The sequence below is a fragment of the Streptomyces sp. NBC_01549 genome (genome assembly GCF_026339955.1).
GTDB lineage: Bacteria > Actinomycetota > Actinomycetes > Streptomycetales > Streptomycetaceae > Streptomyces.
Map to the genome: position 1 here is coordinate 5,206,247 of NZ_JAPEPW010000001.1, position 19,895 is coordinate 5,226,141.

Below are 19,895 nucleotides of genomic sequence, written 5' to 3' on the forward strand. Positions count from 1 at the left end.
TGATGCCGGGCCCCACTGACAACGAAGGGGCGCGCCGGAAGGCCGAGGGTGCCCCGGAACGCCGAAGGGCGCGGCGGCCGTAGCCACCGCGCCCCTCATGAAACAGGCCGACCGTCAGAGCCCGTAGCGCTCCCGCGCTTCCTTCACCGCGGACGCCTTGACCTCGCCCCGCCGTGCCAGCTGCGCCAGCGCCGCGACGACGATCGACTGCGCGTCGACGCCGAAGTGGCGACGGGCCGCCGCACGGGTGTCGGAGATGCCGAAGCCGTCGGCACCGAGCGAGGAGTAGTCCTGCTCGACCCACTGCGCGATCTGGTCCGGGACCTGGCGCATGTAGTCGGAGACCGCGAGGACCGGGCCCTCGGCGCCCTGCAGCGCCCGGCGGACGAACGGCACCCGCTCCTCGCCGCGCAGCAGGGCCGCGTCGGCCTCCAGCGCGTCGCGCCGCAGCTCCGTCCAGGAGGTCGCGGACCACACGTCGGCGGCCACGCCCCACTCCTCGGCGAGCAGCTTCTGCGCCTCGAGGGTCCAGTGGATCGCCGTGCCGGAGCCCAGCAGCTGGATGCGCGGGGCGTTGGCGACGGGGGACAGGCCCGCCGACTCGGCCGTGTTGAAGCGGTACAGGCCCTTGACGATGCCCTCGTCGACACCGAGGCCGCCCGGCTTGGCGGGCTGCGGCATCGGCTCGTTGTAGACCGTCAGGTAGTAGAAGACGTTCGAGTCCTCGCCCGGGGCCGCCTCGCCGTACATCCGGCGCAGACCGTCCTTGACGATCGTCGCGATCTCGTACGCGAACGCCGGGTCGTAGGACAGGGCGGCCGGGTTGGTCGCGGCGATGACCGGGGAGTGGCCGTCGGCGTGCTGGAGGCCCTCGCCCGTCAGCGTCGTACGGCCGGCCGTGGCGCCGACCAGGAAGCCGCGGCCGAGCTGGTCGCCGAGCTGCCACATCTGGTCGGCCGTGCGCTGCCAGCCGAACATCGAGTAGAAGATGTAGAAGGGGATCATCGCTTCGCCGTGCGTGGCGTACGCGGTGGACGCGGCGATGAAGTCCGCCATGGAGCCGGCCTCGGTGATCCCCTCGTTGAGGATCTGGCCGTCTGTGGCCTCCTTGTAGTACATCAGCTGGTCGCGGTCGACCGGCTCGTACGTCTGGCCCTTGGGCGAGTAGATGCCGAGGGAGGGGAAGAGGCTCTCCATGCCGAAGGTGCGCGCCTCGTCGGGGACGATCGGCACCCAGCGCTTGCCGGTCTGCTTGTCGCGGACCAGGTCCTTGACCAGGCGTACGAAGGCCATCGTCGTCGCGATGTTCTGCGAGCCGGAGCCCTTGTCGAAGGACGCGAACGCCTTGTCGGCGGGGGCGGGCAGCGGGGCGAGGGCGTGCGTACGGCGGGCCGGGGCCGGGCCGCCGAGGGCCGCGCGGCGCTCCTGGAGGTAACGGACCTCGGGGGCGTCGGTGCCCGGGTGGCCGTAGGGGACCACGCCGTCGATGAACTGGCTGTCGGAGATGGGGAGTTCGAGCAGGTCACGCATCTGCTTGAACTCGTCCACCGACAGCTTCTTCATCTGGTGGTTGGCGTTCTTGGACGCGAAGCCCTTGCCGAGCGTGAAGCCCTTGACCGTCTGGGCCAGGATCACCGTCGGCGCGCCCTTGTGGGCGAGGGCGGCGCGGTAGGCCGCGTACACCTTGCGCGGCTCGTGACCACCGCGGGAGATGTGGAAGCACTCAAGGATCTTGTCGTCGCTGAGCAGCTTCGCCATCTCGACGAGGGCCGGGTCGGAGCCGAAGAAGTCCTGGCGGATGTAGGCGGCGTCGCGGGTCTGGTACGTCTGTACCTGAGCGTCGGGTACCTCGCGCAGACGGCGTACGAGCGCGCCCGTGGTGTCGAGCTGGAACAGCTCGTCCCAGGCCGAGCCCCACAGCGACTTCACGACGTTCCAGCCGGAGCCGCGGAACCGGGCCTCCAGCTCCTGCACGATCTTGAAGTTGGCGCGGACCGGGCCGTCGAGGCGCTGCAGGTTGCAGTTGATGACGAAGGTCAGGTTGTCCAGGCCCTCGCGGGAGGCGAGCGTGAGTGCGGCCGTCGACTCCGGCTCGTCCATCTCGCCGTCGCCGAGGAACGCCCACACGTGGGACTGCGAGACGTCCTTGATGCCGCGGCTGGTCAGATAGCGGTTGAAGCGCGCCTGGTAGATCGCCGACAGCGGGCCGAGGCCCATCGAGACGGTCGGGAACTCCCAGAGCCAGGGCAGGCGCCGCGGGTGCGGGTACGACGGGAGGCCGTTGCCGCCCGCCTCCTGGCGGAAATTGTCGAGCTGCTGCTCGTTCAGCCGGCCGTCGAGGAAGGCGCGGGCGTAGATGCCGGGGGAGGCGTGGCCCTGGATGTAGAGCTGGTCGCCGGAGCCGTCCCCTTCCTTGCCCTTGAAGAAGTGGTTGAAGCCGATCTCGTAGAGCCAGGCCGCGGAGGCGAAGGTGGCGATGTGGCCGCCGACGCCGGCTTTCGCGCCCCGGGTCACCATCGCCGCCGCGTTCCAGCGGTTCCAGGCGGTGATCCGGGCCTCCATCGCCGCGTCGCCGTCCACGCTGGGCTCGGCGGCGGTGGGGATGGTGTTGACGTAGTCGGTCTCAAGCAGCTTGGGCAGCGCGAGACCGTTGCCCTGGGCGCGCTCCAGGGTGCGGCGCATCAGGTACGCGGCACGGTGCGGCCCGGCCGCCTGGGTGACGGCGTCCAGGGAGGCCTGCCATTCGGCGGTCTCCTCGGGGTCGCGGTCCGGGAGCTGGTCGAGCTCGCTCGGCTGGATAGCGGTGGGGTCGGTCATTGCGCCGCCTTCCGGAGTCGAAGGGGTTCCCTACGAGGGTTGTTCGGGTGCCCTTTGTCTTTGGCAGGACAGGGCGGCGGGCTCTGGTGAAAGCCCACCGATGACTCTAACTCCCTGATCGATGATCGATCAAAGGGTTGAAGCCGAAAACCTCTTCGTATCGCGAAAGTCGGCACGGGGTGCCTTGACGGCAGGCACCGGGTGCCTTGGATTCCCAGGGTTTCCCCAGGTGAGCGTGGGTGTGCTCGGCTGTGTCACGGGCGCGGCGCGCAGCCCAGCACGTGTGCCTTCACCAGGTCGGCGATCAGTGGATCCCGGCGCCGGAAGGCGTCCACGAGCGCCTCGTGCTCCTCCGCGTACGACTGCTGGACGGTTCCCAGCCAGCGGATGGACAGGGCGGTGAAGACCTCGATGCCCAGGCCCTCCCAGGTGTGCAGGAGGACGGAGTTGCCCGCGGCGCGCACGAGTTCGCGGTGGAAGGCGACGGTGTGGCGGACCTGGCCGGTGCCGTCCGACAGCCGGTCGGCCTCGTACAGCGCCGCGACGTGCGGCTCCAGGGCCGAGCAGTCCTGGGCGAGCCGCTCGGCCGCCAGTTCGGCCGCGATGGCCTCCAGACCGGCCCGTACGGGGTAGCTCTCCTCCAGGTCGGCGGCCGTCAGGTTGCGCACGCGTACGCCCTTGTTGGGCGCCGACTCGATCAGCCGCAGCGACTCCAGCTCGCGCAGCGCCTCCCGGACCGGGGTCTGGCTGACCTCCAGCTCGGTCGCGATCCGCCGCTCGACGATCCGCTCGCCCGGCTTCCAGCGCCCGCTGACGATCCCCTCCACGATGTGCTGGCGGATCTGTTCGCGCAGCGAGTGGACGACGGGCGCGGTCATGACGGGCTCCTTCACTCGGGGCGGGCCGGCCCCTAGGGCGTTGACCTTTAGACAATAAGGCCGCAGCCCTGTCGGGGAGAGGCGCACGGGGGCGCTTTCCTGCAGGTGAGACGAGACTTACACGCTGTCAGAGCGGCCACGGCTGTAAAGACCCGTACCGGGTGGGATCCGGAGGCGTCACGTCCGTGTCACCCACAGAACCCGCGGACCCCGCACGGTGTGTGGGTCGGCACAGGGGTTTCGGCGCGGGGGCTCCCCCCCGGGGCTCGCGTGAACGGCAGGGGGTCGGCATGGGCGGATGGGGACGGAAGCGGGGATTTCGCTGGGCAGCGGCGGCCGGGGCGGTCGTGGCCGTGGCAGCGTGCGGGCCCGTGGACACGGGGGCGGCCGCGCAGCCGGGTGTGACGCGGGCCCACGGTACCTCGGACGCCTCCGGCGGCGCGTGTGTCTTCGTCAAGCCGGACGGCGCGCAGAAGTTCGGGCACGTCGGCCGCGGTGACTCGGAGGGGAAACGCGAAGCCCCCGTCCGGAAGGTTCCGGACGGGGGCAGCGCGCGAGCGGGGGCTGTTACAGGCCGAGCTCGACCTCGAACTCGCCCGCCTCCAGGATCGCCTTGACCGCGGTCAGGTAACGGGCCGCGTCGGCGCCGTCCACCAGACGGTGGTCGTAGGAGAGCGTCAGGTACGTCATGTCGCGGACGCCGATGACCGTACCCTCCTCCGTCTCGATGACGGCCGGACGCTTGACCGTGGCACCGATGCCGAGGATCGCGACCTGGTTCGGCGGCACGATGATCGTGTCGAAGAGCGCGCCGCGCGAGCCGGTGTTGGAGATGGTGAAGGTCGCGCCGGACAGCTCGTCCGGAGTGATCTTGTTCGCCCGGACCTTGCCCGCCAGGTCGGCGGTGGCCTTGGCGATACCGGCGATGTTCAGGTCGCCCGCGTGCTTGATGACCGGAGTCATCAGGCCCTTCTCCGAGTCCACCGCGATACCGATGTTCTCGGTGTCGAAGTAGGTGATCGTGCCCTCGTCCACGTTGATCCGGGCGTTGACGGCCGGGTGGGCCTTCAGCGCCTGGGCCGCCGCCTTCACGAAGAACGGCATCGGGGAGAGCTTGACGCCCTCGCGGGCCGCGAAGGAGTCCTTCGCCTGCGCGCGGAGCTTCATCAGACGGGTGATGTCGACCTCGACGACCGAGGACAGCTGGGCCTGCTCGTGCAGGGCCTTCACCATGTTGTCGCCGATGACCTTGCGGATGCGGGTCATCTTGACGGTCTGACCGCGGAGCGGGGAGACCTCCAGGGTCGGCGCCTTCTTGGCCGCATGGCCACCGGCAGTCACAGCGGCAGCGACCGGAGCCGGGGCAACGGCGGCGGCCTTCGCGGCCTCGGCGGCGGCGATGACGTCCTGCTTGCGGATACGACCGCCGACGCCGGTGCCCTTGACGGCGGCCAGGTCGACGCCGTTCTCGGCGGCGAGCTTGCGCACCAGCGGGGTCACGTACGCGCCGTCGTCAACGGCGGTGGCGGCGGGCGCCGGAGCCGGGGTGACGGGGGCGGGCGCGGCGGGCGCGACCGGGGCGGCGGCCTGGACCGGAGCCGGGGAGCGGCCGGGGCGGCCGGGGCGGCCGGAGCCGGGGCGGGCGTCGTAGCCGCGGGGGCGGCCGGGGCCGGGGCCGCAGCGGCGGGGGCCGGAGCCGCGGGAGCAGGAGCGGCGGCCGGAGCCGCGCCCGGGGCACCGATGACGGCGAGCTTCGCGCCGACCTCGGCGGTCTCGTCCTCGGCGACCACGATCTCCAGCAGCACGCCGGCGACCGGCGCGGGAATCTCGGTGTCGACCTTGTCCGTGGAGACCTCGAGCAGCGGCTCGTCCTCCGCGACCTCCTCGCCGACCTCCTTGAGCCAGCGGGTGACGGTGCCCTCGGTGACCGACTCGCCCAGCGCGGGCAGCACGACGTCGGTGCCGGAGGCGCCACCGGCCGGAGCGGCGGGGGCGGCGGCGGGGGCCGGAGCGGCCGGGGCGGCGGCGGGGGCCGGAGCGGCCGGGGCCGCGGGGGCCTCGGCGACCGGGGCCGGGGCGACCGGGGCCGGGGCGGCCACGGGCTCGGCGGCCGGAGCGGGGGCGGCGGCGGGCGCGCCCGTGCCGTCGTCGATGACGGCCAGCTCGGCGCCGACCTCGACCGTCTCGTCCTCGGCGACCTTGATGGACGCGAGCACACCGGCGGCGGGGGAGGGGATCTCGGTGTCGACCTTGTCGGTCGACACCTCGAGCAGCGGCTCGTCGGCCTCGACGCGCTCGCCCTCGGCCTTCAGCCAGCGAGTGACAGTGCCCTCGGTGACGCTCTCACCGAGCGCCGGAAGGGTTACGGAAACCGGCATGGTTTCTGTTGCTCCTTACGAATGGTGCGGAAGTCTGTGGTCGTCGTCGCGCCCAGGGGCGACGCGGTAACTGAAATCAGCCGGGGACTGGATCAGTCGTGCGAATGCAGCGGCTTGCCCGCGAGGGCCAGGTGGGCCTCGCCGAGCGCCTCGCTCTGCGTCGGGTGGGCGTGGATGAGCTGGGCGACCTCGGCGGGCAGCGCCTCCCAGTTGTAGATCAGCTGGGCTTCGCCGACCTGCTCGCCCATGCGGTCGCCGACCATGTGGACGCCGACCACGGCACCGTCCTTCACCTGGACGAGCTTGATCTCGCCGGCGGTGTTGAGGATCTTGCTCTTGCCGTTGCCCGCCAGGTTGTACTTCAGGGCGACGACCTTGTCCGCACCGTAGATCTCCTTGGCCTTGGCCTCGGTGATGCCGACGGAGGCGACCTCGGGGTGGCAGTACGTCACCCGGGGAACGCCGTCGTAGTCGATCGGAACGGACTTGAGACCCGCCAGACGCTCCGCCACCAGAATGCCCTCGGCGAAGCCGACGTGCGCGAGCTGGAGCGTCGGGACCAGGTCACCGACGGCGGAGATGGTCGGGACGTTCGTCCGCATGTACTCGTCGACCAGGACATAGCCGCGGTCCATCGCGACGCCCTGCTCCTCGTAGCCGAGACCGGCCGAGACCGGGCCGCGGCCGACGGCGACGAGCAGCACCTCGGCCTCGAACTCCTTGCCGTCGGCGAGGGTGACCTTGACACCGGTCTGGGTGTACTCGGCCTTCGAGAAGAAGGTGCCCAGGTTGAACTTGATGCCACGCTTGCGGAACGCGCGCTCAAGAAGCTTGGAGGAGTTCTCGTCCTCGACCGGGACGAGGTGCTTGAGGCCCTCGATCACCGTCACGTCGGTGCCGAAGGACTTCCACGCGGAGGCGAACTCGACGCCGATGACGCCGCCGCCGAGCACGATCGCGGACTGCGGGACGCGGTCCAGGACCAGCGCGTGGTCGGAGGAGATGATCCGGTCGCCGTCGATCTCCAGGCCCGGCAGCGACTTCGGCACGGAGCCGGTCGCCAGCAGTACGTGGCGGCCCGTGATGCGCTGGCCGTTCACGTCGACGGAGGTCGGGGACGACAGGCGGCCCGTGCCCTCGATGTACGTCACCTTGCGGGACGCGATGAGACCCTGCAGACCCTTGTACAGGCCCGAGATGACCCCGTCCTTGTACTTGTGGACGGCCGGGACGTCGATGCCCTCGAAGGTGGCCTTGACGCCGAACTGCTCGCTCTCGCGGGCCTGGTCGGCGATCTCGCCCGCGTGCAGCAGGGCCTTGGTGGGGATGCATCCCCGGTGCAGGCAGGTACCGCCGACCTTGTCCTTCTCGATCAGGGCGACGTCCAGACCCAGCTGCGCCCCGCGGAGCGCCGCGGCGTAACCGCCACTGCCACCGCCGAGGATCACTAGGTCGAAAACGGTGCTGGCGTCGTTCGCCACGTCACGTCCTCCATGCATGTGCGCCACGCCGGTCTCCAGTGACCGGTCGGCGGCTGGTGTCCGGCCGCTCTTCTTCGGCCCTGTGGTGGGGGCCCTGTCCTGCCGAGAACCCATCTTCGCACTTGTCGGGAGCGTTCGAGACGCCGGGCCCGTGTGTGAGACGTCGCACTGTCCGAATACGGCGGTACCCCCGCGCCCTTGTCGGGGCCCGGGGGTACCGCGCGTCGGCCGCGAATCACCCGCGACCGCGGGACTCGCTCAGCCGAGATCGCCCGAGGCGGTCAGCTCGGCGAGCCGCACCAGCGTCCGCACCGCGGACCCCGTACCACCCTTCGGCGTGTAGCCGAACGGGCCGGACTCGTTGAACGCGGGCCCGGCGATGTCCAGGTGCGCCCACGTGATGCCCTCGCCCACGAACTCCTTCAGGAACAGACCGGCGACCAGACCACCGCCCATCCGCTCACCCATGTTGGCGATGTCGGCGGTCGGGGAGTCCATCCCCTTGCGCAGGTGCTCCGGCAGCGGCATCGGCCAGGACTCCTCGCCGACCTCCTCGGCGGCCTCGACGATCGCCGTACGGAACGCGTCGTCGTTGGCCATCACACCGAAGGTGCGGTTGCCGAGCGCGAGCACCATCGCTCCGGTCAGCGTCGCCACGTCGATGATGGCGTCCGGCTTCTCCTCCGACGCCTTCCACAGCGCGTCGGCGAGCACGAGACGGCCCTCGGCGTCGGTGTTGAGGACCTCGACGGTCTTGCCGCTGTACATGCGCAGCACGTCACCGGGGCGGGTGGCGGAACCGGAGGGCATGTTCTCGGCGAGCGCCAGCCAGCCGGTGACGTTGACCTCGAGGCCGAGACGCGCCGCGGAGACCACGGCGGCGAAGACCGCCGCCGCGCCGCTCATGTCGCACTTCATCGTCTCGTTGTGCCCGGCGGGCTTGAGGGAGATGCCGCCCGAGTCGTAGGTGATGCCCTTGCCGACGAACGCGAGGTGCTTGGTCGCCTTCGGGGAGGTGTACGACAGCTTCACCAGGCGGGGAGCGGCGGCCGAGCCCGCGCCGACGCCGAGGATGCCGCCGTAGCCGCCCTTCTGGAGGGCCTTCTCGTCGAGCACCTGCACCTTGATGCCGTGCTCCTTGCCGGCGGCGGTGGCGACGGCGGCGAAGGCCTCGGGGTAGAGGTCGTTCGGCGGGGTGTTGATGAGGTCGCGGGCGCGGTTGAGCTCCTCGGTCACGGCGGTGGCGCGCGCGAGGGCCGCCTTGTACGCCGCGTCCCGGGGCTTGCCGCCGAGCAGCGTGACCTCGGCGAGGGGAGCCTTGCCGTTCTTCGCGTCCTTGCCGTTCTCCTTGTAGGCGTCGAAGGCGTACGCGCCGAGCGCCGCGCCCTCCGCCAGGACGCCCGCGTCGGCGGCGTCGGTGATCGGCAGGGCGAAGACGGCCTTCTTGGCACCGGCGAGCGCGCGGGCCGCGGCACCGGCCGCGCGGCGCAGCGCCTCGGCGCTGAACGTGTCGTCGTTCTCCGGGACGGCTCCCAGTCCGACGGCCACGACGACGGGCGCCTTGAAGCCGGTCGGTGCGGGCAGCTTCGTCACCTCACCCTCGCCGCCGGATGCGCCGAGGGTCTCCAGGATTCCGGCGAGTGCGCCGTCGTACGCCTTGTCCACGGCCTCGGCACCCGGTGCGACGACCGGGCCCTTGGCGCCCTTCGCTACACCGACGACGATCGCGTCGGCCCGCAGGCCGGACGCCGCGGCGGTGCTGAGAGTCAGAGCAGTCACTGTGGTGAGATCTCGCTTCCATTGTTTTGCTGCGGCCGAATAGGGATGGGTCGACCGGGCCCTGACGAATGACCCTAGATCCGGCCTCAGGGAGTGTCTTTACCTGGGTGCCACATATTCGGGACGAGCCTACGCGCGCCGCGGGGTTTCGCTCATTCCTACGCTCGCTGGAAGTTCAGCCGAGGGAAAGCACCACGAGGGCGGTGGTCGCCGCCGTCTCCGCGAGGCCGCCGAAGACGTCGCCGGTGATGCCGCCGAAGCGGCGTGTGCAGTGGCGCAGGAGCAGTTCGGCGCTCGCGCAGCCGGCGAGAACGGCCAGCGGGGCGCGTACGAGGTCGTACGAGCCGAGGAGCGCGCCGGCGCCCGCCGCCGCGCCGACGACGGCGAGGGCCACCAGCAGCGCGCCGCGCACGGGCACCGTGCCCGCGACCGCGGCGCCCAGGCCCTCGGGGCGGGCCGGGGGCACCCCGGTGCGCGCGGCCAGGGTGAGGGCGAGACGGGCCGCGGTCGCCGAGACGACGGCCGCGAGCACACCCCGGCCCCACGAGGCCTCGTAGGCCTGGAAGAGCGCGGCGACCTGCGCCATCAGCACGAAGAGCAGGGTGAGCACGCCGAACGGGCCGATGTCGGACTGCTTCATGATCCGCAGCGCGTCCTCGGCGGGCTTGCCGCTGCCGAGGCCGTCCGCGGTGTCGGCGAGCCCGTCGAGATGCAGACCGCGGGTGAGCGCGGCCGGTACGGCGGCGGTGGCGACGGCGGCCAGCAGCGGGCCCGCGCCCATCGCGAGCAGCGTCACGCCCACCAGGGCCGCGCCCGCCCCGACGACCAGCCCGGCGACGGGGGCGCACAGCATTCCGCCGCGCGCCGCCTCACGGTCCCAGCGGGTGACCGTGACGGGGAGCACGGTCAGGGTGCCGAAGGCGAAGCGGAGGCCGTGGGGGAGAGGGGTCCTGGACATCGGCGCAGGGTACCCGGGGCGGTGGCGGGCCGGCCGAGGACGGGTGCGGCGGCCGGGCACGAGAGCCGCGGATAAAGTGCGCAATATGGGTCATTGGTTGCAGAGGAACATCATCGAACCGGGAAAGCTTCCGCTTCTGCTGGCACTCGCCTCCTTCGTGCTGACCTTTGTGATCACCCGCGTCATCGTCCGCCTCATCCGCGCGGGCAAGGGTCCGTTCGGCAACGTCAAGGCGGGCGGTCTGCACATCCACCACGTCGTGCCCGGTGTCGTCCTGACCGTGATCGGCGGCTTCGGCGCGGTGGCCAGCTCCCGGCACGGCGGCTTCGGCGCCGCCCTGTTCGCGGTGGTGTTCGGGATGGGCGCCGGGCTGGTGCTCGACGAGTTCGCGCTGATCCTGCACCTCGACGACGTGTACTGGAGTGAGGAGGGCCGCAAGAGCGTCGAGGTCGTCCTGGTCACGGCGGCCCTCGTCGGCCTGGTGCTCGGCGGTTTCCTGCCGTTCGGGGTCAACGACATGACCCAGGGGGAACTCCAGGACCGCGGCGGGGTCATCCTGAGCGTCGCCGTGAACTTCCTCTTCGCCCTGCTCGCCCTGAGCAAGGGCAAGGCCCGCATGGCGATCTTCGGCGTGATCGTCCCGTTCGTCGCCCTCATCGGCGCCGTCCGGCTGGCCCGCCCGGTCTCGCCGTGGGCCAGGCGCTTCTACCGCCGCAGGCCGCGCGCCCGGGCCAGGTCGGTCCTGCGCGCCTACCACCACGACCGGCGCTGGTTGGGCCCACGCCGCAAGCTTCAGGACTGGATCGGCGGGAAACCCGATCCCGTCCGGCCGCTGCCCGGCCGCCGATGACGGTGGCGGCGGCGGTGACGCAGGATCGAGATCCCGTAGAGCACGAGGACCGCGACGAGCGCGGCGATGTGCTCCTTGCCCGCGAGGTTCCCCTTGAACGCCACCTCGATCACCATCGCCGCGATCACCCCCCACGCCGTCCAGTACGCGTGATAGCGCCAGGCGACGAAGACGGCGAGGCCGACCACGGCCGCCGAGGGACCGGTGTCCACGACCTGCGCGTCCGTCACGGGCAGCCCCAGCGGAGTGCCCGGGCCCAGTGAGATCGCCACGCGCGCGTAGAGCGTGCCGGCCAGCGTGGTGGCGTACGCGATGACGAGCATCCGCCACCAGCCCAGACAGATCTCGGCGATCCCGAACACGACGAGGACCTGCAGCAGCGCGCCCCACACCGGCAGGTCGAGGGCCGGCACGAACAGGGAGAGCGGTGTGCGCAGCAGGTCGAGCCACAGCGGCTCCTCGGCCCGTACGGAACCGATGTCCTGGACGAACCGGAAGCCCCAGGGCTGGTTCTGGACGAACTGGAGGACGGCCGTCAGACAGACGGCTGTGAGCGTCACCGGAATCGCCCGCCAACCCTTCCTGGCGAGTGCCTCGCGCACGGTGACGTAGATCAGTCCCCATTCGGCGCGGGCGAGGCGGGCGACGGTGTTCATGCAGCGGTCCCCATCTGTCCTGCCGTCCCGGTCCTCTGTCCTGCCGTCCTGGTCCCCGTCCGCCGGACTCTCCCCGACTGTCCGGCCGTCCTCACCTGTGCGAGTCCAGGTGCCTGCGGTGCAGCCACTTCGGCAGTCCGGGTGCCTCGAGGAACCCCTCGGCGCGCGCGGCCGCGACGCCGATGCGCAGCAGGTCCGCGCTCTTCTCGAAGATCAGGAACCGGGGTTCCCAGATCGGCCGGTACTTGGCGTTGGCCCGGTACAGCGACTCGATCTGCCACCAGCGCGAGAAGAAGCTGAGCAGGGAATGCCACAGCCGCAGCACCGGCCCGGCGCCGAGGCGTCCGCCACGTTCGAAGACGGAACGGAACATGGCGAAGTTGAGCGAGACCTGGGTGATCCCGATTTCCTGGGCGCGGCGCAGGAGTTCGATCACCATGAACTCCATCAGCCCGTTCTCGGAGTCACGGTCACGCCGCATGAGGTCGAGGGAGAGCCCCTGCGGCCCCCACGGCACGAACGACAGCAGCGCCCGCAACTCGCCCTGCCCGTCCGTGCACTCCAGCATCACGCACTGCCCGTCGTCCGGGTCGCCGAGCCGCCCGAGCGCCATGCTGAACCCGCGCTCGGTGGCCCCGTCCCGCCAGTCGTCGGCGCGCCGCAGGAGATACGTCATCTCGGCGGCCGGGATGTCCTCGTGCCGGCGGATGCGCACCTCGTACCCGGCCCGCTTCACCCGGTTGTAGGCCTGGCGGACCGTGCGCATGGCGCGTCCCTCGAGGGTGAACTCGGCGGTCTCGACGATCGCCTCGTCACCGAGTTCGAGGGCGTCGAGACCGTGCCGCGAGTAGACGGTCCCCGCCTCCTCGCTCGCGCCCATGACCGCCGGGATCCAGCCGTGCGCGCGGGCCTCGGCGAGCCAGGGCTCGATGGCGCCGGGCCACGCCTCCGGGTCGCCGATCGGGTCGCCGGAGGCCAGTGACACCCCGCCGACGACGCGGTACGCGACCGCGGCCTTGCCGGTCGGCGACCAGACCACGCTCTTCTCCCTGCGCAGCGCGAAGTAGCCCAGCGAGTCGCGGTCGCCGTGCCGGTCGAGCAGGGTGCGCAGCCGCTTCTCGTCGTCCTCGGTGAGCGGGTCGACGGCGCGGCGCGAGCGGAAGGCGGCGTAGAACACGGCGAGGACCAGCAGGGTGCTGAGCACGTTGATGGTGACGTTGACCCAGTTGGCGATCTCCAGGCCGTGGAAGCGGGAGTCGTCGGCGGCGACCGACACCAGGCGCAGGGCGCCGTAGCGCCAGCGTTCCCAGAAGGTCGAACGGTAGGCGTCCGGCGCACTGTTGGTGACCGTCACCAGCAGCGCGGCGAGCAGGGAGGCGACGAGCAGACCACCGACGGCGACGGCCGCGGCGAGCTTGGGGTTCGAGCGGTCGCCCTTCGCGTAGAACTCCCGGCGGCCGACGACCAGCGTGATGACGAAGGCGGCGGTCAGGGCGAGCGAGACCCAGTTCTGGGCGTACTGGCGGATCTCCGGGAACGTCATCGCGACGGCGAACAGCACCAGGAACAGTCCGCTGAGCACGAAGTTGAGGATCCACGCGGCCCGTTTGCGGCGGCGCATCGTGATGGCCAGGAACATGGTGAAGACACCCGACGCGAACCCTGCCGTCAGCAGGTACGGGGTGAAGAAGTTCTCGGTGTTGTGTCGCCGTACGTCCTGCCCGAGCGACACCCACACGGCGCTCAGGAAGTTGATGAACGCGACGGCCCGCAAGTACCAGACCGCGAAGGCGGCGGCTCTGCGCGACGCTCCCGTGGACAGGCGGTCCCCTTCACCCTGACGGGCCGGGACCCGCTCCTCATCAGCGGCAATTCGGGCATCTCCCATAAAGGGCGATGATATGGGGCGGGCTGCGTCGGGCGGGGGAGGGGCGGTGCGGGTGATGCGGGCCGGGGTTGTGTTGTGGAGTGGGTTTCCTCGGCGGCCGGGGGTGATCTTGCGGGTGCGGCCGAAAGCGACCTGATCGCGCGGTTCCCCGCGCCCCCAAGAGCCTTGGGGCGGGCGGCGTTTGTGGGCGAGGCCGGGGTGGGCGTACCCCGTCCACCCCGACCCGCGGGGGTTACTTCTCGTCCTCGCCGGAGGCCTCGGCCTCGGCCTCGGCCTCGGCCTCGGGGGCGGGGGCGGGGCTCGGGGCTTCCGGGAGTTCGGCGGAGAGGGCGGCGGCGGCCTGGACGAGGGGGAGGGCGAGGAGGGCTCCCGCGCCCTCGCCGACGGTGACGCCGTGGTCGAGGAGAGGTTCGAGGGCCATCCGGTCCAGGGCCTTCGCCTGGGCCGGCTCGCCGCTGTTCTGGCCGGCCAGCCACCAGTCCGGCGCCCGGAAGGCGACCCGCTGCGCCACGAGGGCACACGCGGCCGAGACGACCCCGTCGAGGATCACCGGCATCTTCCGCACCGCGCTCTGCAGGAGGAACCCGGTCATCGCCGCGAGGTCGGCGCCGCCCACCACCGCGAGCAGCTGCAGCTGATCCCCGAGCACTGGCCGGGCCCGCCGCAAGGCGTCCCGCACGGCCGCGCACTTGCGCATCCACGCGAGGTCGTCGATGGGCCGCCCGCCCCGCCCGGTGACCACGGACGCGTCGGTCCCGCACAGCGCCGCGACCAGTACGGCCGCCGCGGTGGTCCCGCCGACGCTCACATCGCCGAGCACCACCAGATCCGTACCGGAGTCCGCCTCCTCGTCCGCGACGGCGACCCCCGCCAGGAACGCGGCCTCCACCTCCTGCGAGGTCAGCGCGTCCTCGACGTCGATGCGCCCCGAACCGCGCCGCACCCGATGCCGTACGACGTCCGCGGGCAGCTGCGCCGGATCGCAGTCCAGCGCCATGTCGACGACCCGTACCGGCACGCCGAGCCCGCGGGCCAGTACCGCCGCGGGGCTCGCGCCCTCCAGGACGGCCCGCACCAACTGGTCGGCGGTACCCGCGGGCCGCGCCGACACGCCGAGTTCGGCGACCCCGTGGTCGCCCGCGAACAGCACCACACGCGGGTGCTCGATCGGCCGCACCGGCACCGCGGACTGCGCCGCCGCCAGCCACTCACCCAGGTCGTCGAGGCGGCCCAGTGCCCCGGGCGGCACGATCTGGCGCTCCCGGCGCGCCTCGGCGTCCCGGCGCACGCCTCCGTCGGGGCGCTCGATCAGATCGGTGAAGTCGTCGAGATTAAGCGAGCTCATTCGCCGAACAGTACCGGCACCGATCGAACACGTCCGCGCCACGTCGTTGCGCCCCGGATCACGATCCGCTACGTACCGTTTGTGTCGGATTGTCGTACGGCTCGCTCGCGCACCCCACCGTCCCCCCACCCTGCCGTCCCCAGGAGCGCCCATGCCCCCCACGCCACCCCCGAGCGCCGAGCGCCGCGCCGCCTACGCGGCCGAACTCGCCCGAGGCACCGACCGGTTCCACGAGCCGCGCCGGGCGGACTGTCCCTGGTGCGGCTCGAACCGGCTGCGCACCCGGCTGCGGACGCCGGACCAGGTGCAGCGCAAGCCCGGCACGTTCGTCGTCGACGAGTGCGCGGACTGCTCCCACGCCTTCCAGAACCCGCGGCTCAGCGCGGAGGGACTGGCCTTCTACCACCGGGACTTCCACGAGGGACTCGACGGCCTCACCGACCGGCTCCTCGGCGCCCGCGGCAGCAGAGGACGCCACCGCGCCGCAGCCCGCGCGCTGCTCCCGCACGCCGAGCCGGAGAGCTGGCTCGACGTCGGCACCGGGCACGGGCACTTCCCGGCCGTCGCCCGGGAGGTCCACCCGTACACGTCCTTCGACGGCCTCGACCCCACCCGGCGGGTCGAGAAGGCACGGGCGGCCGGGCACATCGAGGAGGCCCACCGCGGCCGGCTCACCGACCCGCGGATCACCGGGCGGCTGCGCGCCCGCTACGACGTCGTGAGCATGTTCCACCATCTGGAGCACACCCGCGACCCGCGCGAAGAGCTGCGCGCCGCGCTGACGGTCCTGCGGCCGGGCGGTCACCTCCTCGTCGAAGTCCCGGACCCCGACTGCGCGTTCGGCGCGCTGCTGGGCAGATGGTGGGTGTCGTACGGCCAGCCGCGTCATCTGCACCTGATGCCGCTGCCCAACCTGCTGGGCGAACTCGAGTCCCTCGGCTGCGAGATCGTCGCGACGGACCGCCGCGAACCGCACATCCCGTACGACCTCGCGGGCGCCCTCGCGCTGGCCCTCGGCCGCGTCCTGCCCGACCTCGACGCCCCCTGGCGCCCCACCCCGCCGACGTCGCTCCAGCGCACCCTGCACACGGTCCTGGCCCGGGCCAGCGTTCCGCTGCTCGCCTCGGCCTCCGCCCTGGACCACGCGATGGCCCCGGTCTTCCGCCGCACCCGCTTCTCGAACGCGTACCGGATCATCGCCCGCAGGCAACCGTGAGCCCCGGTCAGCCCCGCAACACCAGTGCCTGCCCCGCCACCACCAGCAGCACGTGCTCGCACTCCGCCGCGAACCCCGCGTTCAGGCGGCCGAGTTCGTCGCGGTAGCGGCGGCCGGAGGCGGTGGCGGGGACGATGCCGGAGCCGACCTCGTTGGAGACGGCGACGAGGGTGCGGCGGGTGTCGCGGACGGCGGAGGTGAGTTCCTCGACGCGCCAGCGCAGCGCGCGTTCACCGCCGCCGCCCCACTCCGCGTCGTCCCAGGCGTTCACGGAGTCCATCGCGTCCGTGAGCCAGAGGGAGAGGCAGTCGATCAGGAGGGGAGGGCCGGAGTCCTCCAGGAGCGGCACCAGGTCGCAGGTCTCCACCGTGCGCCAGGAGCCGGGCCGCCGCTCACGGTGGGCGTGCACGCGCGACGCCCACTCGTTGTCGCCGCTGCGGGATCCGCCCGTCGCGACGTACAGCACCTCGGGGAAGGACTCCAGACGCCGTTCCGCCTCCACGGACTTGCCCGAGCGCGCCCCGCCGAGCACGAGGGTGCGGCGCGGTACGTCGGGTACGTCCTCGTAGACGCCCACGTCCAGCGTCGTTCCGTCCGGGACCGCCCGCGCACCCGCCGCCGCGAGCCGCCGCCGCAGTTCGGGGCCCGGCGGCACGTCGTGGTCGAGGTGGACCGCGATCACGTCCGTCGTCGGCCCGACGGCCCCGACCGCGCGCAGCTTCGCCAGGGCGTCCGGCCGCCCCACCACATCGGCGACCACCATGGCGTACGAGTCGCCGTTCTCCTCCACTCCCGCGGGCGCCGCGCCCGGCGGCAGATACAGCAGCCGTTGTCCGTCCGGCCCGGTGACGGCGTATCCGGTGCCGGGCGAGTCCATCGGCACCGCCCGCACCCGGTGCCCGGTCAGCAGCGCCAGTTCGCCGCCGTCCGGAACGCGTACGGGCTGCGGCAGCCCCGCCGGTACCTCGACCGCGGGCCCGTCGTGCGGATGCGACAGCAGTACCTGCCGTACGCCGCCCAGCGAGTGCCCGGCTCGGGCCGCGGCGAACGCGGCGCCGGGCGTGAGGTCGAGCAGCAGCGTGCCGTCCACGAGCAGCGCGGTGGCCGCCCGCGCGTCCTCGCCGAGCGCACTTGCACAGGCCGCACAGGGACAGTCGGGACGGGGCAGGCCCTCGGGGGCGCCGGTGCCGAGCAGAGTGAGTTCCACGCCCTGATTTTCCCGTGTCGTCGTGGGCGGCGCGCGTTCGGGTACAGCACCCGGAGGGGCGTGGGGCCGTTCACGACCCGCGCCCCGTGCCGCGACTCGCGATCTTCTGTTCCGCGCCCGGCTCAGCGCCTAGGCTTCGGACGGGAGCCGGATCTTGTGCGGCTTCCGCTGTGCAGTGTGCTCATACCTGGGAGGCGTACATGGCGGCATGGACGTGGCGGTTCGAGAAGTCCGACGGGACAGAGGTCCAACCCGCGGTGCAGCCCGAGGAGTTCACCACGCAGGGGGATGCGGAGTCCTGGATCGGCGAGGTCTGGAAGGACCTCCTGGAGGGCGGCGCGGACCAGGTGTTCCTCTTCGAGGACGGCACGAAGATCTACGGGCCGATGAGCCTGCACGCCGAACCGGAGTAGGCCGGCCGGGGTTGCCGGGACCGCTCCCGGCAACCCCGTTCGCCATGCGTCAACCCCTTGCCGCCGCCTTCACCCCGTGCCTACTGCTCGCCCAGCCGCACGCCGACCGTCCGCTCGGTCCCGCCCCGCAGGAACGTCACCCGGGTCCGCTGGCCAGGCTTGTCGGCCGCGAGCGCCTCGGCGAGCGAGGTGAGGGTGGTGATGTCGTTCGTGCCGATCCGGGTGATGATGTCGCCGGGCCGGATGCCCGCCGTGTCGGCCGCGCCGCCGGGCTGCACCTCGACCACGGCGACACCCGCGGGAGCGTAGGTCGCGTCGAGCACCGTACGGCCGGTGATGCCGAGCGCGGCCCGTCCCGAGTCGGTGACCTTGCCGGTTCTGATGATCTGGTCGGCGATCGTCCGCACCATCGAGGCGGGGATCGCGAATCCGATACCGGGCGCCGTGCCGCCCCCGAGGCTCGGGTCCGTCGCGGCCAGCGTGGGAATGCCGATGACCTGCCCGTTCAGGCCGACGAGCGCGCCGCCGCTGTTGCCCGGGTTGATCGCGGCCGACGTCTGCACCATGTTGGCGATGGTGGCCCCCGTCCCGCCGTCGGCGCTGCCCTCGCTGACGGTGCGACCGGTCGCCGACACGATGCCCTGGGTCACGCTGGACGACAGCCCGAGGGGCGAGCCCATCGCCAGCACGATCTGGCCGACCTCGACCTTCTCCGAGTTCCCCATGGTGGCCGCCTTCAGCCCGCTCGGCACCTTGTTCAGCTTGATGACGGCGAGATCCTGGCCCGGGTAGGTGTACACGAGCTTGGCCGTCAGCACGTTCTGGCTGTTGGCCGTCGTCACCCTGAACGTCGTCTCGTTCCCGACCACGTGCGCGTTGGTGACGATGTGTCCCTGGTCGTCGTACACCACCCCCGAGCCCAGTTCGTCGCTCGCCTGGATCTGCACCACCGAGGGCAGGACGTTTTTGATCACCTTCAGGTACGCGTTCTGCAGATCGTCGGCCGCGAGCGGGGCGACGGCCTGCGTCGTCCCCTCCTTCGTGGCGCCCTTCTCGGCCGGCGACCCGGAGCCGGAACAGCCGCAGAGCAGGACGGCGGCGCAGCCGAGGGCGGTTATGGGGAGCAACGGGCGCGGCACGTGGACACAGGTGGCAGCCATGTCCCGAGTGTCCCTTTCGCGGCTCCGCTCCGGCTTGTGGTGCAGGGCCGAACAGGGGGATCGGCGGCGGTCGGCCGCGTCCGCCGCAGGAACCGATCAGCCGCGTACGCTGCGGAGCAGCGTCAGCCGCGTACGCCGCAGAGATGCAGCAGGGCCGCGACCTGGCGATAGGGGTCCGTCCGCCCGGCCCGCTCCTCCGCGGCCAGGAGAGTCTCCACGTCCTCGGGGACGGGGGTCCCGTCGGGCACCGTGTCCGTGAAGACCCGCACGCCGTACCAGGCGTGCAACGGCGCCCCGATGCCCGCGAGAGTGGACGTGAGCGTGGCGAGCCGGTCCGCGCGGACGGCGAGGCCGAGCCGATTGACGTAGGCGTCCGTGTCGAACGCGGCCAGGGTCGCCGGCCAGTCCCCGGACAGGCCCGGCCGCACGGCCAGCGCGTCGGCGTTCCGTACCAGCAGCGAGAGCAGCCCGCCCGGGGCCAGCATCCGCGCCAGCCCCGCGAGCAGCGGGTCCGGCTCCTCGACGTACATGAGTACGCCGTGGCACAGCACCACGTCGAAGCTGCCGGGCAGGAAGTGCACGCCCGTCTCGCGTCCGTCGCCCTCGATGAGCCGCACCCGACTCCGGATGCCCTCGGGCTCGGCGGCCAGCGCCTCCCGGGCCACCGCGAGCATCTTCGCGTCCTGCTCCAGGCCGGTCACCTGATGCCCGGCCCGGGCCAGCCGCAGCGCCTGCGTGCCCTGGCCCATTCCGACGTCGAGCACCCGCAACCGCTGCCCGACCGGGAAGCGCCCGGCTATCTGCTCGTCGAGCTGCCGGGCGACAAGCTCCTGTCGTACGACATCACGCAGCCCGCCCAGCTTGCTCAG

The 19,895-nt window shown here is 72.0% G+C and carries 14 protein-coding genes and 1 pseudogene; 3 read left to right on the top strand and 12 right to left on the bottom strand.

Features of this window, described 5'->3' with window-relative positions; translation table 11 throughout:
• Positions 1-114 precede the first annotated feature (114 nt).
• The 6 genes and pseudogenes from aceE to OG819_RS23170 form a co-directional block, all read right to left on the bottom strand.
• Positions 115-2,817, bottom strand: coding sequence for a pyruvate dehydrogenase (acetyl-transferring), homodimeric type (gene aceE / locus OG819_RS23145; RefSeq protein WP_266651064.1), 2,703 nt, complete (start codon positions 2,815-2,817; stop codon positions 115-117).
• A gap of 254 nt (positions 2,818-3,071) precedes the next feature.
• A complete protein-coding gene (locus OG819_RS23150) occupies positions 3,072-3,695 on the bottom strand; it encodes a GntR family transcriptional regulator (protein WP_266414659.1) in 624 nt (207 codons plus the stop codon).
• 567 nt (positions 3,696-4,262) lie between these two features.
• Positions 4,263-6,073: pseudogene (gene sucB, locus OG819_RS23155) on the bottom strand (2-oxoglutarate dehydrogenase, E2 component, dihydrolipoamide succinyltransferase).
• Positions 6,074-6,165: 92 nt separating this feature from the next.
• A complete protein-coding gene (gene lpdA / locus OG819_RS23160; RefSeq protein WP_266414664.1) occupies positions 6,166-7,554 on the bottom strand; it encodes a dihydrolipoyl dehydrogenase in 1,389 nt (462 codons plus the stop codon).
• 258 nt (positions 7,555-7,812) lie between these two features.
• Positions 7,813-9,333, bottom strand: a complete 1,521-nt coding sequence (locus tag OG819_RS23165; protein WP_266624177.1) for a leucyl aminopeptidase — start codon at positions 9,331-9,333, stop codon at positions 7,813-7,815.
• Positions 9,334-9,508: 175 nt separating this feature from the next.
• Positions 9,509-10,291 carry an adenosylcobinamide-GDP ribazoletransferase gene (locus OG819_RS23170; protein ID WP_266624176.1) on the bottom strand — a complete coding sequence of 261 codons (783 nt, stop codon included), beginning with the start codon at positions 10,289-10,291 and terminating at the stop codon, positions 9,509-9,511.
• Positions 10,292-10,376: 85 nt separating this feature from the next.
• Between OG819_RS23170 and OG819_RS23175 the strand changes: the two genes are divergently transcribed.
• Positions 10,377-11,141 carry a hypothetical protein gene (locus OG819_RS23175; RefSeq protein WP_266624175.1) on the top strand — a complete coding sequence of 255 codons (765 nt, stop codon included), beginning with the start codon at positions 10,377-10,379 and terminating at the stop codon, positions 11,139-11,141.
• Here the strand turns inward: OG819_RS23175 and OG819_RS23180 are convergent.
• The 3 genes from OG819_RS23180 to cobT form a co-directional block, all read right to left on the bottom strand.
• Entirely contained in the window at positions 11,084-11,797 is a 714-nt protein-coding gene (locus OG819_RS23180; protein ID WP_266624174.1) for a hypothetical protein, read from the bottom strand. The genes OG819_RS23175 and OG819_RS23180 overlap by 58 nt on opposite strands.
• 91 nt (positions 11,798-11,888) lie before the next feature.
• Entirely contained in the window at positions 11,889-13,685 is a 1,797-nt protein-coding gene (locus tag OG819_RS23185) for a phosphatidylglycerol lysyltransferase domain-containing protein (RefSeq protein WP_266651065.1), read from the bottom strand.
• A gap of 232 nt (positions 13,686-13,917) precedes the next feature.
• Positions 13,918-15,030, bottom strand: coding sequence for a nicotinate-nucleotide--dimethylbenzimidazole phosphoribosyltransferase (gene cobT, locus OG819_RS23190; protein WP_266651066.1), 1,113 nt, complete (start codon positions 15,028-15,030; stop codon positions 13,918-13,920).
• Between the two features lie 151 nt (positions 15,031-15,181).
• On the opposite strand from cobT, the gene OG819_RS23195 reads away from it, so the two are divergent.
• Entirely contained in the window at positions 15,182-16,246 is a 1,065-nt protein-coding gene (locus OG819_RS23195) for a class I SAM-dependent methyltransferase (RefSeq protein ID WP_266624170.1), read from the top strand.
• Positions 16,247-16,253: 7 nt separating this feature from the next.
• Here the strand turns inward: OG819_RS23195 and OG819_RS23200 are convergent, their stop codons facing one another.
• Complete coding sequence (locus OG819_RS23200) at positions 16,254-17,453, bottom strand: bifunctional adenosylcobinamide kinase/adenosylcobinamide-phosphate guanylyltransferase (RefSeq protein WP_266651067.1); 1,200 nt, start codon at positions 17,451-17,453, stop codon at positions 16,254-16,256.
• Positions 17,454-17,653: 200 nt separating this feature from the next.
• Here OG819_RS23200 and OG819_RS23205 point away from each other — a divergent pair, with 200 nt between their 5' ends.
• Complete coding sequence (locus OG819_RS23205; RefSeq protein ID WP_266414682.1) at positions 17,654-17,866, top strand: hypothetical protein; 213 nt, start codon at positions 17,654-17,656, stop codon at positions 17,864-17,866.
• 80 nt (positions 17,867-17,946) lie between these two features.
• Here the strand turns inward: OG819_RS23205 and OG819_RS23210 are convergent, their stop codons facing one another.
• Positions 17,947-19,026 carry a S1C family serine protease gene (locus OG819_RS23210; protein ID WP_266624167.1) on the bottom strand — a complete coding sequence of 360 codons (1,080 nt, stop codon included), beginning with the start codon at positions 19,024-19,026 and terminating at the stop codon, positions 17,947-17,949.
• A 122-nt stretch (positions 19,027-19,148) separates the two neighbouring features.
• A complete protein-coding gene (locus OG819_RS23215) occupies positions 19,149-19,886 on the bottom strand; it encodes a methyltransferase domain-containing protein (RefSeq protein WP_266652818.1) in 738 nt (245 codons plus the stop codon).
• Between the last annotated feature and the right edge of the window lie 9 nt (positions 19,887-19,895).

Coding starts and splice junctions, on each gene's coding strand:
- OG819_RS23150 (WP_266414659.1), bottom strand. CDS start 3,695: ATGACCGCGCCCGTCGTCCACTCGCTGCGCGAACAGATCCGCCAGCAC.
- OG819_RS23175 (WP_266624175.1), top strand. CDS start 10,377: ATGGGTCATTGGTTGCAGAGGAACATCATCGAACCGGGAAAGCTTCCG.
- OG819_RS23185 (WP_266651065.1), bottom strand. CDS start 13,685: ATGGGAGATGCCCGAATTGCCGCTGATGAGGAGCGGGTCCCGGCCCGT.
- OG819_RS23205 (WP_266414682.1), top strand. CDS start 17,654: ATGGCGGCATGGACGTGGCGGTTCGAGAAGTCCGACGGGACAGAGGTC.
- OG819_RS23170 (WP_266624176.1), bottom strand. CDS start 10,291: ATGTCCAGGACCCCTCTCCCCCACGGCCTCCGCTTCGCCTTCGGCACC.
- aceE (WP_266651064.1), bottom strand. CDS start 2,817: ATGACCGACCCCACCGCTATCCAGCCGAGCGAGCTCGACCAGCTCCCG.
- OG819_RS23195 (WP_266624170.1), top strand. CDS start 15,182: ATGCCCCCCACGCCACCCCCGAGCGCCGAGCGCCGCGCCGCCTACGCG.
- cobT (WP_266651066.1), bottom strand. CDS start 15,030: ATGAGCTCGCTTAATCTCGACGACTTCACCGATCTGATCGAGCGCCCC.
- OG819_RS23180 (WP_266624174.1), bottom strand. CDS start 11,797: ATGAACACCGTCGCCCGCCTCGCCCGCGCCGAATGGGGACTGATCTAC.
- OG819_RS23210 (WP_266624167.1), bottom strand. CDS start 19,026: ATGGCTGCCACCTGTGTCCACGTGCCGCGCCCGTTGCTCCCCATAACC.